At 68.4% G+C, this 16,337-nt stretch carries 17 protein-coding genes and 1 tRNA gene; 4 read left to right on the top strand and 14 right to left on the bottom strand.

All coding sequences use genetic code 11. From position 1 onward, the window contains the following. Positions 1–4: 4 nt before the first annotated feature. From CQ047_RS03870 to dusB, 6 genes are all read right to left on the bottom strand, one after another. Positions 5–1,093: a threonine/serine exporter family protein gene (locus tag CQ047_RS03870; RefSeq protein ID WP_219844586.1), complete on the bottom strand. Its 1,089-nt coding sequence runs from the start codon at positions 1,091–1,093 to the stop codon at positions 5–7. 68 nt (positions 1,094–1,161) lie between these two features. Then, positions 1,162–1,237: transfer RNA gene (locus CQ047_RS03865), tRNA-Asn, on the bottom strand. A 97-nt stretch (positions 1,238–1,334) separates the two neighbouring features. Further along, positions 1,335–2,108, bottom strand: a complete 774-nt coding sequence (locus tag CQ047_RS03860) for an ATP-binding cassette domain-containing protein (RefSeq protein ID WP_105672973.1) — start codon at positions 2,106–2,108, stop codon at positions 1,335–1,337. A 36-nt stretch (positions 2,109–2,144) separates the two neighbouring features. Further along, the gene (gene dnaG, locus CQ047_RS03855) at positions 2,145–4,004 is read right to left on the bottom strand and encodes a DNA primase (protein ID WP_105672972.1); all 1,860 of its coding nucleotides are present in this window, start codon (positions 4,002–4,004) and stop codon (positions 2,145–2,147) included. Then, positions 4,004–5,383: a deoxyguanosinetriphosphate triphosphohydrolase gene (locus CQ047_RS03850; RefSeq protein WP_105672971.1), complete on the bottom strand. Its 1,380-nt coding sequence runs from the start codon at positions 5,381–5,383 to the stop codon at positions 4,004–4,006. Before CQ047_RS03850 ends, dnaG begins: the two co-directional genes overlap by 1 nt. Beyond that, positions 5,373–6,527, bottom strand: coding sequence for a tRNA dihydrouridine synthase DusB (gene dusB, locus CQ047_RS03845; protein WP_105672970.1), 1,155 nt, complete (start codon positions 6,525–6,527; stop codon positions 5,373–5,375). Before dusB ends, CQ047_RS03850 begins: the two co-directional genes overlap by 11 nt. Positions 6,528–6,586: 59 nt before the next feature. Between dusB and CQ047_RS03840 the strand changes: the two genes are divergently transcribed. Then, positions 6,587–7,081: a glutathione peroxidase gene (locus CQ047_RS03840; RefSeq protein WP_105672969.1), complete on the top strand. Its 495-nt coding sequence runs from the start codon at positions 6,587–6,589 to the stop codon at positions 7,079–7,081. Here CQ047_RS03840 and CQ047_RS03835 read toward each other — a convergent pair. Continuing rightward, a complete protein-coding gene (locus CQ047_RS03835; protein WP_105672968.1) occupies positions 7,078–7,764 on the bottom strand; it encodes a DsbA family protein in 687 nt (228 codons plus the stop codon). The genes CQ047_RS03840 and CQ047_RS03835 overlap by 4 nt on opposite strands. 52 nt (positions 7,765–7,816) lie before the next feature. Here CQ047_RS03835 and CQ047_RS03830 point away from each other — a divergent pair, with 52 nt between their 5' ends. Next, complete coding sequence (locus CQ047_RS03830) at positions 7,817–8,377, top strand: AAA family ATPase (RefSeq protein ID WP_105672967.1); 561 nt, start codon at positions 7,817–7,819, stop codon at positions 8,375–8,377. Here CQ047_RS03830 and CQ047_RS03825 read toward each other — a convergent pair. Beyond that, positions 8,368–9,168: an isoprenyl transferase gene (locus CQ047_RS03825; RefSeq protein ID WP_105672966.1), complete on the bottom strand. Its 801-nt coding sequence runs from the start codon at positions 9,166–9,168 to the stop codon at positions 8,368–8,370. The genes CQ047_RS03830 and CQ047_RS03825 overlap by 10 nt on opposite strands. Next, positions 9,165–9,908 (bottom strand): DNA repair protein RecO, encoded by a 744-nt coding sequence (gene recO, locus CQ047_RS03820; protein ID WP_105672965.1) that lies wholly within the window; start codon positions 9,906–9,908, stop codon positions 9,165–9,167. Before recO ends, CQ047_RS03825 begins: the two co-directional genes overlap by 4 nt. A 34-nt stretch (positions 9,909–9,942) precedes the next feature. Between recO and CQ047_RS03815 the strand changes: the two genes are divergently transcribed. Continuing rightward, positions 9,943–10,644 carry a trimeric intracellular cation channel family protein gene (locus tag CQ047_RS03815; RefSeq protein WP_105672964.1) on the top strand — a complete coding sequence of 234 codons (702 nt, stop codon included), beginning with the start codon at positions 9,943–9,945 and terminating at the stop codon, positions 10,642–10,644. 171 nt (positions 10,645–10,815) lie between these two features. Here CQ047_RS03815 and leuA read toward each other — a convergent pair whose 3' ends face one another. Continuing rightward, positions 10,816–12,570: a 2-isopropylmalate synthase gene (gene leuA, locus CQ047_RS03810; RefSeq protein WP_105672963.1), complete on the bottom strand. Its 1,755-nt coding sequence runs from the start codon at positions 12,568–12,570 to the stop codon at positions 10,816–10,818. A gap of 193 nt (positions 12,571–12,763) precedes the next feature. Here leuA and CQ047_RS03805 point away from each other — a divergent pair, with 193 nt between their 5' ends. Continuing rightward, the gene (locus CQ047_RS03805; RefSeq protein WP_223586320.1) at positions 12,764–13,411 is read left to right on the top strand and encodes a hypothetical protein; all 648 of its coding nucleotides are present in this window, start codon (positions 12,764–12,766) and stop codon (positions 13,409–13,411) included. On the opposite strand, the gene CQ047_RS03800 is transcribed toward CQ047_RS03805, so the two are convergent. The 4 genes from CQ047_RS03800 to CQ047_RS03785 form a co-directional block, all read right to left on the bottom strand. After that, positions 13,408–14,343, bottom strand: coding sequence for an NADP-dependent oxidoreductase (locus tag CQ047_RS03800; protein ID WP_105672961.1), 936 nt, complete (start codon positions 14,341–14,343; stop codon positions 13,408–13,410). The genes CQ047_RS03805 and CQ047_RS03800 overlap by 4 nt on opposite strands. Before the next feature lie 2 nt (positions 14,344–14,345). Further along, positions 14,346–14,747 (bottom strand): hypothetical protein, encoded by a 402-nt coding sequence (locus CQ047_RS03795; RefSeq protein WP_223586318.1) that lies wholly within the window; start codon positions 14,745–14,747, stop codon positions 14,346–14,348. 68 nt (positions 14,748–14,815) lie between these two features. Continuing rightward, positions 14,816–15,805: a hypothetical protein gene (locus tag CQ047_RS03790; RefSeq protein ID WP_223586317.1), complete on the bottom strand. Its 990-nt coding sequence runs from the start codon at positions 15,803–15,805 to the stop codon at positions 14,816–14,818. Further along, on the bottom strand, positions 15,805–16,320 hold the full coding sequence (locus tag CQ047_RS03785; RefSeq protein WP_105672959.1) for a sigma-70 family RNA polymerase sigma factor: 516 nt from the start codon (positions 16,318–16,320) through the stop codon (positions 15,805–15,807). The genes CQ047_RS03790 and CQ047_RS03785 overlap by 1 nt, the downstream gene beginning before the upstream one ends. Between the last annotated feature and the right edge of the window lie 17 nt (positions 16,321–16,337).

The following is a 16,337-nucleotide window of genomic DNA, read 5'->3' as shown; positions in this document are numbered from 1 at the left end:
TCGATCAGGACTCGGCCTTCCTGCTCGCCGATGTCGCGGGGATCGCGAACGAGGAGCGCTCGACCAGCCTGGCGATCACGAAGAGCACCGCTGCCGTGGCTCCGGTGGCCACCGTGCTCCCCCAGAACGGCGCCACCCCGATCAGAAGCGCATACGCGACTCCCATCGCGGCGATGCTGACCGCGGTGAGCCGGTACCCGGCCCCGAACGCGAGACTGATGCCGATCGCGACGGCAGCGACGCCGATCCAGCTGAAGACGGTCGAGGGCAGGGACGCCCAGGCCGGGTCGGCGCTGATGATCCCCGCGACATCGGCGAGCAGGAAGGCCGAGTCCTGATCGATCTCGAGACCGATCCAGGCGCTGCCCGCCGCGACTCCCGCCGCCATGAATCCGAGCTGCACGACGCCGTAGACGAGACGCGACGCGCCCGTGACGACGTCGGCCGAGGTGAGTTCGAGCAGGGCGTTCGTGATCATGGCCCCCGGTACGAGGATCGCGATCGGCGCGCAGACGGCGAAGAGGGGCACGGTCGTATAGCCCAGCATCGAAGCCGATTCGCTGACGAGCACGGTCGACAGCAACGCGATCACGAACGGCACGATCGCCGCAGCGGGACGGATGCGGCGCAGCAGGACGGCGACAGCGCCCATGAGCGCCGCGACGAGCGTCGACACGACGACCGCCCACCAGGGGCAGCGGAACAGCACCGCGAGTCCGCCGGCGAGGAGCGCGTTGCCGACGACCCAACGCAGCAGCGGCTTGCGCATCCAGGCCGCGCGGATGCGGTCCTGCTCGGCCCCGAGCGCCCGCTCCAGCGAGATCTCACCGTCACGGAGACGGTGCATCATCCGGCTCACCATCGCGGACTGCCTCGTCGACAGGGACGATGCCAAGGACATGCGGAGGATCGATCCCTCTGACCCCTCTGCGGGCGACACGAAGACCGCTTCGGGGAGCACAGCGAAGGCGAGCTCCTGCTCCGGGGCCCTGCGGGCGCGGATCTCCTCCAGCGCGTCGCGGGTGTCGGTGGCGGAGAATCCCGCCTCGAGCAGCAGCGCGCCGAGCTGCGCGAACTGCGTGGATCGAGTCATCCGCTCCGGCTTTCATCGGCTGTGGTGAAAAGGAGAACCCCTGGCCTTCATGCGAAGGCCAGGGGTCTTGGCTCCCCGGCTTGGACTCGAACCAAGAACCTGCCGGTTAACAGCCGGCTGCTCTGCCAATTGAGCTACCGAGGAATGTGCTCCGCTGAGCGGGCAACTCGACAAGCTTAGCAAAGACTTCGGCGTGCTCGTGACACGGACGATGACTCGGGCGTGTCGCATCCAACGGTGTTCAGGACTGCGAATCCGCCTCGGCGTTGGGCGCCCAGAGCAGGTCCTTTCCGACTCCCCTGGCGACGACGTGGCCGCTGCGCAGCATCAGGGTCTCGGCGTTCAGTTCACGGATGAAGTCGGCGTCGTTCGTCACCAGCAGTGCCCCCATGCCCTGTTCCTTGCGACGACGGGTGATGGCGTCGAAGACCACGGGGCGCACCTCGAGATCGAGGTTGGCGAGGATCTCGTCCGCGATCAGCACCCTCGGCTCGAGCACGAAGGAGCGTGCGATCGCGACCCGCTGCCGCATTCCCGCGCTCAACTCGTAAGGGAACTTCGCGGCCGTGCCGAGCGGCAGGTGCATCTCGTCGAGCAGGGTGGCCACACGGATCGAGAGCGCCTTGGTGTTCACGCGCTTCTCGCGGATCAGGATCGGCTCGGCGATCACCTCCTGCACGGTGAGCCGCGGCGGCAGGTCGGCACCGGCTCCCTGCGGCACGAAACCCGTGCGGTAGGTGAGGATCCGGTGCTTGCGTCCTGGGCGACGCACATCCACTCCGCAGACGTGGGCGCTTCCGCCGACCACACGGACGGACGGATCGGTGGATCCTGCGAGGGCGAGCACGAGCGAGGACTTGCCTGAGCCGGTGGGGCCCGCGACGCAGATCAGCTCACCGGGGGCGAGCGAGAAGGTCACCCCGTCGACGGCCCTGGTCGGCGCACCGTGGCCGGCCCGGTCGATCACCAGGTCCGAGCAGTCGATCGCGGTGGTGGAGTCGGGCCTTCGGGACATGCTTCCATCCTGCCCTGCGCCGAGCGGCGCCCCCTGTTACGACTCGGTGAACCGCTGACGCTCCACGTCGATGTCGCGAAGCCTGATGCGCAGGGCACGCCCTCCGTCGGAGTCGGCGGGGACGCGCTGCACGGCCCCCAGGAGCTCCTGCTTCTCGTGCTCGAGACTGCGGAGGATGAGCCGACGCGCGAGATCGGTCGCCGACGCCACGGCCCCCGCCTCGTCGCGAGCGGGGAACGGCGTCATGAGCAGCTCCCCCGCGAGAGAACGGTAGGGCTCGCGCACCGCGTTGACCGCGTCGGTCACCCAGCCCGCGCGAGTGCGGTCGGGCGCGGATGCCACGGCCTCCCGCACCGCATCGAGTCCCGGGGTGCGGAACGGCGCGATGAGCGCGCGGGAAAGCAGCGCCTGATCGATCTGATGTCCGTACTGGAGCACGCCCATCATCGCGTCGCGCTCCACGGCGACGTCTGCGGTGCGGGGAAGGCTCGCGAGCGTCACCGGAACGATCGCCGGGGCCCCCGTTGCGGGATCGATGGACGCCGGCTCCGGTCGCGACGGCGCGGAGTGCGAGCCGCCGCGTGCTGCCCGCTCGACCTCGTTGTGCACCTCGGTCGGATCCATGCCGAGGCGTCGGGCGAGCACGCGCTCGTATCCGGGGCGCAGCAGCCGGTCCCTGATCTCCGCGACGATCGGCGCCGCAGCCCTGAGCGCGCCCACCCTCCCCTCGACCGTTCCGAGATCGAAGCCCGCGAGCTTGCGGTCGAGGGCGAACTCGAACATCGGCACCTTGGCGTCCATGAGGGTGCGGACGGCCGCATCCCCCCTCTGCAGCCGCAGATCGCAGGGGTCGAGCCCGTCGGGCGCGACCGCCACGAAGGTCTGCGCGTTGAAGCGGTCGTCTTCGGTGAAGGCCCGAAGCGCCGCCTTCTGCCCCGCCTCGTCGCCGTCGAAGGTGAAGACCACCTCGCCGGAGGCGTTGTCGTCTCCCATGACCCGTCGCAGCACCTTGATGTGATCGGTGCCGAATGCCGTGCCGCAGGTGGCGATCGCGGTCGTGAGGCCGGCGAGATGGCAGGCCATCACATCCGTGTACCCCTCGACGACCACCACCCGCCGGGGGTCGCCGCGCGCGATGTCCTTCTTGGCGAGGTCGAGGCCGTACAGCACCTGCGCCTTCTTGTAGATCGGCGTCTCCGGGGTGTTGAGGTACTTCGGCCCCTGGTCGTCGTCGAACAGCTTGCGCGCTCCGAAGCCGATCGTCTGCCCTGAGACGTCGCGGATCGGCCACACCAGCCGCCCGCGGAAGCGGTCGTATACGCCGCGCTGGCCTGTCGAGACGAGCCCAGCGGTGCTGAGCTCCTCCCGGGTGAACCCCTGCGCGGTGAGCGCCTTCAGCATGCCGTCCCAGCCGCGCGGGGCGAAGCCGACGCCGAAGTGCGCGGCAGCCCCCGCGTCGAACCCCCGCTCGCCGAGGAAACGACGCCCGGCCTCGGCATCGGGAGACAGCAGCTGCGAGCGGAAGAACTCTGCGGCGGCGGTGTTCGCCGCGTACAGCCGCGCCCGACCGCTCGTCTCGGGAGCGGCGCCCCCGTCTTCGTAGTGCAGCGTGTAGCCGATGCGGCCGGCGAGCCTCTCGACGGCCTCCGTGAAGCTGACGTGATCCATCTCGCGCAGGAACGAGTAGACGTCTCCCGACTCGCCGCATCCGAAGCAGTGGTAGTAGCCGACCTGGGGCCGGACATGGAAGCTCGGGCTCTTCTCGTCGTGGAAGGGGCACAGCCCCTTGAGCGACCCGACACCCGCCGACTTCAGCGCGACGCGCTCGCCGACGATGTCGGCGATGTTCGTGCGCGCCTTCACCTCGTCGACGTCGGCCTGGCGGATGCGGGGCATCAGCGCACCTCGGCGGATGCGGGATGCCGGTCGTCCGATGCCGCGCGACGCGCGCCCGGTCGGGCGTTCCGCGGATTCCAGATCCCCACCTCGGCGGGATCGATCTCGCCGACGAGGCGGTTGTGCCAGTCGATCGCGCTCTGATCCGTGAGACTGGCGATCTGGTCGACGATGACGCGGGCGCGCTCGGCATCCGTCGTCGCATCGAGGAAGTCCGCGGCGAACGCGGGCTCGAGCACGTCCTCCCCCGCCGACCACAGCGTATCGGTCGACCACAGAGCGTCTGCGAGGCGCTTCAGCACGCGACGCTGCTCCTTGTAGACGCCCTTGCGCGCATCGATCGTGACGATGGCCTGACCCATGATGCCCTTGAGCACGGCGATCTCGGTCTCGACCACTCGCGGCACCACGACATGAGCGTTGTAGCGCACCAGGACGGGACCGGCGTAGGCCTCCCTGGTGGCCGACACGGAGGCGCGAGCGAACCGCCCGATGAAGTCGCTGGTCAGGTTCTTGAGGCGCGCCAGATCCTGACGGGAGCGATCGAACGACGTCAGCCACATCGGCTGGCTTGCCAGCCGGTAGAGGCCGTCTGCGAGCTCGTCCCTGGTGAAGTCGTAGCCGACCCACTGCTGGATGCGGTCGATGAGCGCCTCGTGCTCGCGCGGGTCCGACAGCTGCGCGACGTCGACGTACCCGTTGACGATCGCATCCTCGAAGTCGTGCACCGAGTAGCCGATGTCGTCGGAGAGGTCCATGATCTCGGCCTCGATGCAGCGAAGGCGCCCCGGTGCGCCCTCGCGCATCCAGCGGAACACGGCCTCGTCCTCGGGGTAGACGCCGAACTTCAGCCGCCCGCCCGGATCCGGGACCGGACTGTCGACCGTCCACGGGTACTTGCAGGTCGCGTCGAGGCTCGCCCTGGTGAGGTTGAGCCCGACGGAGCGATCGTGATCGTCGAGGACCTTCGCCTCGAGGCGGGTCAGGATGCGGAGCGACTGCGCGTTGCCCTCGAACCCGCCGATGTTCTCCGCCCAGTCGTTAAGGGCCCGCTCCCCGTTGTGGCCGAAGGGCGGGTGGCCGAGGTCGTGGCTCAGGCAGGCGGTGTCGACGACGTCGGCGGACACCCCGAGCGCCGTGGCGAGCTCGCGTCCGACCTGGGCCACCTCGAGGGAGTGCGTCAGACGGTTCCGGGCGAAGTCGGCGGTGCTCGCCGGACTCAGAACCTGCGTCTTCGCCGCAAGACGGCGCAGCGCGGCGGAGTGCAGCACACGAGCCCTGTCTCGGGCGAAGTCGTCGCGCTCCGATCGGTGGGTCTCCGCGAAGAAGCGCTCCGCGTCGCGTGCGTCGTAGCCCGAGATCCGCTGGTCAGCCGCCACTGTTCTCGATCTCCGCTCCTCGCATCATCTCCGACGTCGACTCGGCGATCTCGCGCGACTCGAGCCACTTGTCAGGCAGGGCCGTGCGCTTCGGCCGACCCGCCCGGCCGCGCTGGCCCTCGGCGTCCGCTCCAGGGTAGGGGGCGTCGCGATCGAGCTGTCCGAGCAGGTCGTCGATGTTCTGCAGGCTCGACGCCATCGCGAGGCCGGTGCGGATGTCTCCGCCGACCGGGTACCCCTTGAAGTACCAGGCGACGTGCTTGCGGACATCACGGCATCCGTGGTCCTCGTCGTCGAAGAACTCCACGAGCAGCTCCGCGTGACGCCGGAAGGCGTCGGCGACGAAGCCGAGCGTCGCATCGACGGGCTGCGTCTCGGCGCCGAAGGCCGCAGCGAGCTCGCCGAAGAGCCACGGGCGTCCGAGGCAGCCGCGCCCGACCACGACGCCGTCGCAGTCGGTCTGCGCCATCATCCGCACCGCATCGTCGGCCGACCAGATGTCGCCGTTGCCGAGCACGGGGATGCTGGTCACCGCCTGCTTGAGCTCGCCGATCGCGTTCCAGTCGGCGTTGCCGGAGTAGTACTCCCCCGCGGTCCTGGCGTGCAGGGCGACGGCTGCCGCTCCCGCGTCCTCGGCGGCGCGCCCCGCCTCGATGAAGGTGAGGTGATCGTGGTCGATGCCCTTGCGCATCTTCACGGTGAGCGGGATGTCGCCCGCCGCCTTCACGGCCTGGGTGACGATGTCGGCGAACAGACGGTTCTTCCACGGCAGCGCGGCGCCGCCGCCGCGGCGGGTCACTTTGGGCACGGGGCAGCCGAAGTTCAGGTCGATGTGATCGGCGTGGTCCTCGGCGACGATGATGCGCACGGCATCGGCGATGGTCTTCGGGTCGACGCCGTAGAGCTGGATCGACCGCGGGGTCTCCGACTCGTGATGGCGGATGAGTCTCATCGTGCTCTCGTTGCGCTCGACGAGCGCGCGCGACGTGATCATCTCGCTCACGTACAGGCCAGCGCCGTACTCGCGGCAGAGCCTGCGGAAGGCGGTGTTCGTGATGCCCGCCATGGGCGCGAGCACGACGGGCACGTCGAGGTCGATCGGTCCGATGCGGAGCGGGCGGGCGGGAGCGGTGGCGACAGTCATGACCTTTCTATTCTCCCAGACCCGGCGCCCATGCCGGCGCACCGACCTAAGCTGTGGATATGACCGATTCCGCAGTGCGCAGCATCCCCTTCGTCGACGCTCAGGGAGCGGAGAAGACGCTCGACGATCTCGGCGCCGACGTCGTCCTCGTGGTGAACGTGGCGTCCAAGTGCGGCCTCACGCCGCAGTACGAGCAGCTCGAAGAACTCCAGCGCCTCTACGGCGACCGCGGATTCAGCGTCGTCGGCTTCCCGTGCAACCAGTTCTTCGGCCAGGAGCCGGGGTCGGTCGATCAGATCCTCGAGTTCTGCTCCACGACGTACGGCGTCACCTTCCCCATCGCCGACAAGGTCAAGGTCAACGGCAAGAACGCCGCCGACCTCTACAAGGAGCTCAAAGAGACGCCAGATGCCGGCGGAAAAGCCGGCCGCGTCGAGTGGAACTTCGAGAAGTTCCTCGTGCTGCCGGACGGATCCGTGCAGCGCTTCCGCCCGAAGCAGAAGCCCGATGACCCCGCCATCGTCGGGGCCATCGAGGCGGCGCTGACCCGCTAGACCGCGGCGGGCTCCGACTCGTCTTCGCCGCGCTTCGCCCACAGGTCGCGGAGCACGTTCTCGAAGGCGGCAGGCGGTTGCGCTCCGGAGATGCCGTACTGGCCGTCGATCACGAAGAACGGCACGCCCTGGATGCCGTAGGCCTGCGCCTGCGCCTGATCCTGCCGAACCGCGGGGAGGTACTGCGCGGACTCGAGCGCCCGACGAGTGGCGTCGGCGTCCAGACCGACCTCGACGGCGAGCTCGACGAGGTCGTCGACCCGTCCGACGTGCTTGCCCTCGGTGAAGTACGCCGACATCAGTCGCTCCTCCATCTCGTGCTGGAGGCCCTCCGCCTTCGCATGGTGCAGCAGTTCGTGCGCCTTCACCGTGTTCGTGTGCTGCAGCAGATCGAAGCGGTACTCGAGTCCGGCGTTCTGCGCGACACCGGTGACATGGGAGAGCATCTGCTCGACCTGTGCGCGCGGCATCCCCTTGTGGCCGGCGAGGAAGTCGATCTCGTCGCCGTGGAAGTCGACCGGGGTGTCGGGAGACAGCTCGAAGGAGTGGAACGTGATGTTCACCTGCGGGGCGTCCTCGTCACCGGCGACGGCTTCGAGGCCCTTCTCGAGATTGCGCTTGCCGATGTAGCACCACGGGCAGGCGATGTCGGACCAGATGTCGATCGAGATGGGTTCAGTCACATCCCTATCCAACCGCATGCACCAATGGGCTATTCCGGATTAGGATTCTCGGATGCTCTCCGCCGATGATCCTCTGCCGTTCCGACCGGAACGGATCCTCATCGCCGGCGTCTCAGGGTCGGGCAAGACGACCCTCGCCGCACGCATCGGCGCCGCCTGGGATCTGCGCCACATCGAGATCGATGCGCTGTTCCACGGACCGGAGTGGACACCGCGGCCGTCGTTCCTCGACGACGTGCGGACGTTCGCTGCCGAAGAGCGCTGGATCACCGAGTGGCAGTACACCAGCAAGGGCACGGATGAGATCATGACGCCGCGCGCGCAGCTCGCGCTCTGGCTCGACTACCCGTACCGCGTCGTGCGCTCGCGGCTGATCAGACGCACCCTCGCGCGCGGCGTGCTCCGGCGCGAGCTCTGGAACGGCAATCGCGAGAAGGGGCCGTGGAACATGCTGAACCGCGACCCCGAGGAGAACATCCTCGCCTGGCAGACGAAGACCCTCCGACACTGGGCCGAGCGCATGCCCGGGATCGAGGAGCGATTCCCCCACCTGACGATCGTGCGGCTGCGGCATCCGCGCGAGGCCGAGCGCTGGATGCGCTCTCAGGCCTGATCGGGAGTGTCGATCGCTCCGCCGAACCTCCGGTCGCGCGACAGGTAGATGCCGATCGCGCGCCAGAGCTCTTCGCGGGAGAAGTCGGGCCACAGGGTGTCGAGGAAGACCATCTCGGCGTACGCGGACTCCCAGAGCAGGAAGTTCGACGTGCGCTGCTCCCCCGAGCTCCGCAGGAACAGGTCGACATCGGGCATGTCGGGGACGTACAGGTGCCTGCGGATCATCTTCTCGCTGATCGCGTTCGGCTTGACCCGCCCTGCGGCGACCTCTGCCGCGATGGAGCGCATCGCATCGACGATCTCGACGCGCCCGCCGTAGTTCACGCACATGGTCAGCGTCAGGGTGTCGTTGCCCCGGGTGAGCTGCTCGGCGTACTGGAGCTCCTTGATGACGCTGCCCCACAGCCGCGGCTTGCGACCGGCCCAGCGCACCCGCACGCCCCATTCGTTGAGCTGGTCGCGGCGCCGGTGCAGCACGTCGCGGTTGTATCCCATGAGGAAGCGCACCTCTTCGGGAGAGCGCGCCCAGTTCTCGGTGGAGAAGGCGTAGACCGAGAGGTGCTTCACGCCTGCCTGGATGGCGCCGGCCACGACGTCGAGCAGGACCTCCTCACCGGCCTTGTGCCCTTCGATGCGGTTCAGGCCGCGGCGGTTGGCCCAGCGGCCGTTGCCGTCCATGACGATCGCCACATGAGCGGGGACCGCCGGGAAGGCGGGCGGGTGCACCCCGGTCCAGTCGAGCGGGCGGTACGCCACGGCATCCTTGTGGGTGAATGGCTTCGGGCTCACCGTGCTCCTTCTCGGGGGGCGTCGATCACGTGCGCGAGCGAGCGGATGCCGCGCTCGAGGTGCCATTGGGCGTAGGCGGCGATCAATCCGGAAGCCGCGGAGGTCTCGACCGGCGATGCCGCATCGATGAGCTCCCACTCCCCTGCCATCAGCGACCGCAGGAGGGAGAGCGTGCGCTCGGCGATCCGAGGGCTGCCCGCCGGAGCGTCGTTCGTGCACACCGACCCGCCGAGCTGCCCGACGAAGTGCGTGTGCGGACCGGGATCGCCGCATCTGGCGCAGTCCCCCAGCGACGGAGCCCAGCCGGACAGTGCCATCACCCGCAGCAGATAGGAGTCCAGGATGCTGCGCGGTGCATGCTCGCCCCGCGAGAGGGCGCGGAGTCCTCCGACGAGCAGGAGGTACTGCTCGGGCGTCGCCTCCGAGTCGCTCAGCCTGTCGGCGGTCTCGACCATCGCGTTGGCCGACGTGAACCGGTCGTAGTGCGCGGCGATATCGGCTCCGTACGCCCCGAGCGACTCGGCCTGCTGCACGATGTCGAGAGAGCGTCCCTGGTAGAGCTGCACATCGGCGACCATGAACGGCTCCAGGCGGGAGCCGAACTTCGACGACGTGCGCCTGACCCCCTTGGCCACGGCGCGGATCTTGCCGTGGCGCCGCGAGAGCATGGTGACGATGCGGTCCGCCTCACCCAGCTTGTGGGTGCGCAGGATCACCGCTTCGTCTCGGTAGGTCGGCACGGTTCGATTATCCTCCGTGCGCGACAATGGACGGGTGACCGAACCGCTCTTCACCATTCCGCTGTGGGCGGACCTCCTCGGCGTCGGCCTCGGCGGCGTGCAGGGGGCGATGTTCGCCTCAGGCTTCCAGGGTCAGCGCCGACTCGACTGGCTGGGCGTCGCGATCATCGGCATCATGATCGGCATGGGCGGCGGCCTCATCCGCGACATCCTGCTCGGTCAGCCGCCCGCGACGCTGCACGACAACTGGTATCTGGTCACGGCGACGGGCGCCTCCCTGTTCGGGATGCTCCTCGCCGGGGTCTTCAACCGCATCAACACCGTGATCGTCGTGCTCGACGCAGTGGTCATCGGCATGTTCGGCGCCTTCGGCACGAGCAAGGCCATCGCCTTCGGCATCCCCCCGGTGCCCGCGGTCTTCATCGGCGTGTGCGCGGCGGTCGGTGGAGGCGTGCTCCGCGACATGCTGATGGGACTGCCGACCGCGATCATGCACGTCGGCTCTCTCTACGCGGTCGCGGCCGGCGCCGGCTGCACGTTCATCGTCGTCGCGAACCTGTTCCACATGCCGATCACGCTCGCCGCGATCATCGGCATCATCGTGACGGCGGTGATCCGCATCCTCGCGGTGAGCTTCGACGTGTCCCTGCCGGAGCAGCGCCGCCTGTACCGCCGCAAGGTCGCCGCAGAGACCGGCATGATCCCGATCATCAAGCCCTCGGACACCGGGCGCTGACACGTCGGTCGATGTTCCTCCGGGCGACGTACGATCACCCCCGGGTCGTCGAGCGAGGGAGCGCAGCGACCGAGACGAAACGCGTCATCCGACGTTCGACGTCAGTTGACGCGTTTCGTCTCGCTTCGCTCGCTCGACGACCAGATGGTGAGGCCGCTCGCCCGGTGGCTGTCAGACCGCGGCGAGCTCTGCGGCGCGGGTCCGGATCGATCGGTTCACGCCCGACACGATCGCCTTGAGCGATGCCGTCGAGATGTCTCCGTCGATGCCCACGCCCCACAGGCGCTGGTCGCCGACCTGCAGCTCGACGTACGCCGCGGCCTGCGCGTCGCCGCCGGCGCTGAGAGCGTGCTCGACGTAGTCGTAGACGGTGATGTCGAAGCCCTGTGCGCGCAGCACCTCGACGAAGGCGGCGACGGGGCCGTTGCCGCTGCCGGAGATCGCGAGCTCCTGCTCGTCGTCTCGGAGCACGACGTCGAGGACCACCTCGCCCGACATGTCGCTGCGGGTCTGGGTGGCCAGCAGCTCGAATCGGCCCCACTTGGCGGCGGCATCGGCCGCGGGAAGGTACTCGTCGTTGAAGATCGACCAGATCTGCTCACTGGTGACCTCGCCGCCCTCGGCATCCGTCTTGGCCTGCACGACGCCGGAGAACTCGATCTGCAGCTTGCGCGGCAGATCGATCGCGTGATCAGCCTTCAGCAGGTAGGCGACGCCGCCCTTGCCGGACTGCGAGTTGACGCGGATGACCGCCTCGTACGACCGGCCGAGGTCCTTCGGGTCGACAGGCAGGTACGGCACGGCCCACTCGATGTCGTCGACCGTGACGCCACGGGACTCCGCGGTCGCGGCCATCGCCTCGAAGCCCTTCTTGATCGCGTCCTGGTGCGATCCGCTGAACGCGGTGAAGACCAGGTCTCCCGCCCAGGGGCTGCGCTCGGGCACCGGCAGCTGGTTGCAGTACTCGACCGTGCGCTTGACCTGGTCGATGTCGCTGAAGTCGATCTGCGGGTCGATCCCCTGCGTGAACAGGTTGATCCCCAGCGCGACGATGTCGACGTTGCCCGTGCGCTCGCCGTTGCCGAACAGGCATCCCTCGATGCGATCCGCGCCGGCCATGTAGCCCAGCTCGGCGGCGGCGATCGCGGTGCCGCGGTCGTTGTGCGGGTGCAGCGACAGGATGACGTTCTCGCGGTGGGCGAGGTGGCGACTCATCCACTCGATCGAGTCGGCGTACACGTTCGGCGTGGCCATCTCGACGGTGGCGGGGAGGTTGATGATGACCTTGCGGTCAGGCGTCGGCTCGAAGATCTCGATCACCTGGTTGCACACGTCCACCGCGAACTCGAGCTCGGTGCCGGTGTAGCTCTCGGGCGAGTACTCGTAGTAGACCTGGGTGTCGGGGATGGTCTTCTCGAACTTCCGGCACAGGCGAGCGCCTTCGAGGGCGATGTCGATGATGCCCTGCTTGTCGGTGCGGAAGACGACCTCGCGCTGCAGCACGCTCGTGGAGTTGTAGAGGTGCACGATCGCCTGCTTGGCCCCGGCGATGGACTCGTAGGTGCGCTCGATGAGGTGCTCTCGTGCCTGGGTCAGCACCTGGATGGTCACGTCATCGGGGATCAGGTTCTCCTCGATGAGCTGACGCACGAAGTCGAAGTCGGTCTGGCTGGCCGAAGGGAAGCCGACTTCGATCTCCTTGTAGCCCATGCTCACGAGCAGCTCGAACATGACGCGCTTGCGCTCGGGCGACATCGGGTCGATGAGAGCCTGGTTGCCATCGCGGAGATCGACGGCGCACCAGCGGGGAGCCTCGGTGATCCGGGCGTCCGGCCAGGTGCGGTCGGGAAGGTCGACGACGATCTGCTCGTGGAACGGCCGGTACTTGTGGATCGGCATCCCGGACGGGCGCTGGGTGTTCTTCATGATGGGCTTCTTCTCTTCGTCAGAATGTACGGGCCAACACAAGCGCCGCGACGAGGAAGGCCCTAGCTCTTAGGACTCGTCGCGGCAGCTAAGAAGAAGCAGACCGCCGAAAGGCATGCGGCCATGGTAGCAGGGATGCCGATGCGCTTCGACTCGCTCTGAGACGATCCGTGCTGCGGCGACACTGTCGAGTATGAGCACATCGCAGAGTCGCCCGCTCCTCGCCGCCGCATCCGTCGCCTGCCTCCTCGCGCTGACCGCATGCGCGTCCGGCCCGGCAGGATCCCCGGCGCCCACGAGCACCACGGTCCCCTCCGATCAGCGCCTGGAGGCGGTGCACCCCGCGCCGCCGCAGGGCCGGGTCATCGGGACGGGCACGGTGATCGACAAGGGCGGCGACGTGCAGTTGTGCCTGGGCGCCGTCATGGAGTCGTATCCCCCGCAGTGCCAGGGTCTCCCCGTCGACGGGTGGACCTGGGAGGGTGTGGACGGCAGCGAGACGTCGGGAGACGTCACCTGGGGCACCTACGCCGTGTACGGCACGTACGACGGCGAGAGGTACACCATCACCGATCCGCCGATCATGCTCGCGCTCTACGATCCGATCCGTCCGGAGGACCCGTCGGGTGGAGTGGACGGCACCACCTCTGCGGCCGATCTCACGCGCATCCAGGACGACGTCGCCGCACGTCTCGGCTCGACAGCGCTGACGGCGTCGAGTGATCGAGGCTACGTCTGGGTGCAGGTCGTCTGGGATGACGGCAGCATCCAGGACGCCGCGGACGCCGAGTTCGGCGACGACGTCGTGTTCGTCACGTCGGCGCTTCGCGAGATCGACTAGGGGATCAGCGCGATCGCTCCGCCGGGATGGCCTCCGGCGAGCACGCGCAGCGCCTCCGGCGCCTCGGAGAGCGGGAAGGTCATCGCCACCGGCACGACGAGATCGCCGTTCTGCGCCAGCGCGACCAGCTCACCCCTGATCTCGTCTCTGAAACGCGCGCTGTCCGGCTGGGAGCCGGCGATCCAGCGGATGCCGTCGGCCTCCGCACGATGAGCCGCGGCGATCGTCACGATGCGCGTCCGATCGGCGACGAGGGCGAGGGACACGTCGATCGCCTCGTCCGTGCCGACGGCGTCCAGCGCCGCGTCGACCGGGCCGCCTGCCAGCTCGCGCACACGGGTCTCGAGGCCGGGACCGTACGCGACGGGAACTCCGCCGAAACGACGGACGACCTCGGCACGGGCAGCGCTCGCCGTGCCGATCACGCGGATGCCGCGCAGCGCGGCCAGCTGGAGCACGGCGACCCCGACCGCGCCCGAGGCGCCGTGCAGCAGGATGGTCTCCCCGGGCGAGGCTCCGGTCACGAACAGCATCTCCGCCGCCGTGGTCCCCGTGAGGAACAGGTTCGACGCCGCCGCATGATCGAGCGTCGTCGGCTTCGCGAACGCCTTCTCGGCGGGGATGGTGATCTCGTCGGCGTAACCGCCGCGCACGCGGAAAGCGATCACCTGATCTCCCGGGTGCGCCTCGCCAGAGCCGATCCTCGTGTCCGGTCCGATGGCGACGATCTCGCCGGAGATCTCGTAGCCGATCGGCACGGGGAGAGAGACGCCGGTGCGGGGCACGGCGACGTGCTTGGCATCCGCGGGGTTCACTCCCGCGGCGCGGACACGGACCGTGATCTCCCCTTCGCCGGGAAGCGCCGGCTCGTACTCTTCGAAGGACCACGAGTCGGGCGTGCCCCACTCGGTCGCCACCCAATGGCGCGCCATGTTCAGAAGACGCAGCGGATGTTGGTGGTGGTGCCGCCCACATTCGTCCAGCTGCCCGCGTTCGCGGTCGCGAGCACGGTGGTCACGTTGCGCGCCTGCGCATATCCGGAGGCACGATTGTTGTCCATCGACCGCACCGTCCAGTCCCCGGGAACCGCGAGCACCCCGCACCCCGAGTAGCTCAGAAACGCTCCGGAGAGAGACGGCAGCTTGTACACGCAGATGAGGCCCGAAGCGCAGGACCCCGAAGCGGTCCTCGCACTCAGGTCTCCTGCGGTCGGAACAGTGAGCGCCATGCCGAGTTCCGGCCATTCCGCATGGGTCGCATCGACCAGGACTCCACCGGGCACGTCTTCGAGCATCTGCACGACCAGCGGATCGACCTCTTCCGGAGACTCTGCCATCGCAGGGCCTGCCCCTGCAACGACGAACAGCGTCCCGAGCGCGACAGATGCCGCATAACGTCGCATCCTCATCGGACGGCCACCTCACCGATATCCAGAACCCAATAGGAGAGCACCGCGCCCGCGGGGAGCAGGTCGTCCGCAACCAGGACCGTCCGCTCGAGACCGATGATCCTTCCCGTCTCTGTGGAGATGAGCAGCACGTCACTCGCCGCGCCGCTGTCGGTGGGGACGCGTATTCCCGAGACCGAACGACCGAGTCGATCGGTCGAGGTGCCGAGCGCGGTCGAACCGGTGGCGTCTGCGAGTATCCCGAGCAGCTGGGACTCCTGGGCGTTCGTCAGGGTCCACTGCTGGAGCAATGATTCGATCGCTTGGAGAACCTGGGACGCTGAGGGATCCTTCGGCATTCCGAACGCTGCGAGTGCGGCTTCGATCTCCTCCTTGCTCGTCCCTGGCGGTGCGGTCACAGGTGTCGTGAAGTCACCCGGAGCCATCACGAGCTCCCGCGTGATCTTGCCGCTGCTGACCACTTCGATTCCCGCGTTCGCGGCGGCGTCAGACGGATCATAGGGTTCACCCTCGACGTATGTCACCAGACCCGAGCCATCGGCCTCCCACCGCAGCACGGTGAGCTGCGGGACGACTTTCGCCGCACCTGTATCGCCGTTGATGTTGAACGACCAATTGGCCGAACGCACGGTACGCGCCGGTTCGGCTGGTCCGGAGCTGGCGGCCAGCGCCGCCTGCGCGTTCTGAATCGTCTCCGTCACAGTCGTAGAGCCCTCGAACTGCAACGGGGACGGCGTCCCCGCGACGGCAGCGCCCCCGGAGCCGACGACGCTGACGCCGATCGCGACGGCAGCAGCCGCTGCGACGAGACTGGACCCCCAGCCGACGACGCGGTTGCGGGTGCGATGCGGGTGCGGGTCGGTCGCCATGATGCGGTCGAGCATCGCGAGAGCCTCAGCGTCGGGCTTGGCGTCGATCGGAGTGCGCGCGCGATCACCGGCTGCGTAGAGCAGCCGATCCAGCTCCTCATCGGTCAGCTGTGGCATCAGTCCGTCCCCTCCAGGCCCAAGCCGCGACGCAGTTTCCGGTGCGCGCGACGCTTCGTCCGTTCCGCACAGGCACGAGAAACACCCATCGACTCGGCGATATCCCCCACCGCGAGTCCGTCCCAGTACGTGAACATGATGATACGCCTCTCCCGCACGCTGAGGCCAGAGAGCGCTCTCAGGATCTCGGCGTGACTCGCCGGGCACTCCGATCCTGATTCCCCCGCGACTCCCGCGTGCACGGCTTCGGTGACGGCCGGGCGGTCGGCGGTGCGCCCCAGACGGTGCCGCAGTGAGCGGTCCGCCTCGCGGAGCAGCCACACGCGGCCCAGCGGTCGGTTCGGCTTCAGCCTCGTCCAGGCGTTGAAGAACACGACGGAGACGAGCTCCGTGACCTCGGCGTCGTCGTCGATCACGCACTCGATGTGATGTCTGACGGCCGCCCAGTTCTCGTCGAAGACGCGGGAGAAGACCTCATTGCGCAGCGAGTTCGGGTCTTCGCTGCCGGCGCTCATGCCGGCGAGGGAGGCGG

The sequence above is a fragment of the Microbacterium sp. MYb72 genome, assembly GCF_002979415.1.
Lineage (GTDB): Bacteria > Actinomycetota > Actinomycetes > Actinomycetales > Microbacteriaceae > Microbacterium > Microbacterium natoriense.
The sequence above is the reverse complement of the archived record's forward strand: the minus strand, read 5'-3'. Positions and strand labels throughout refer to the sequence as shown.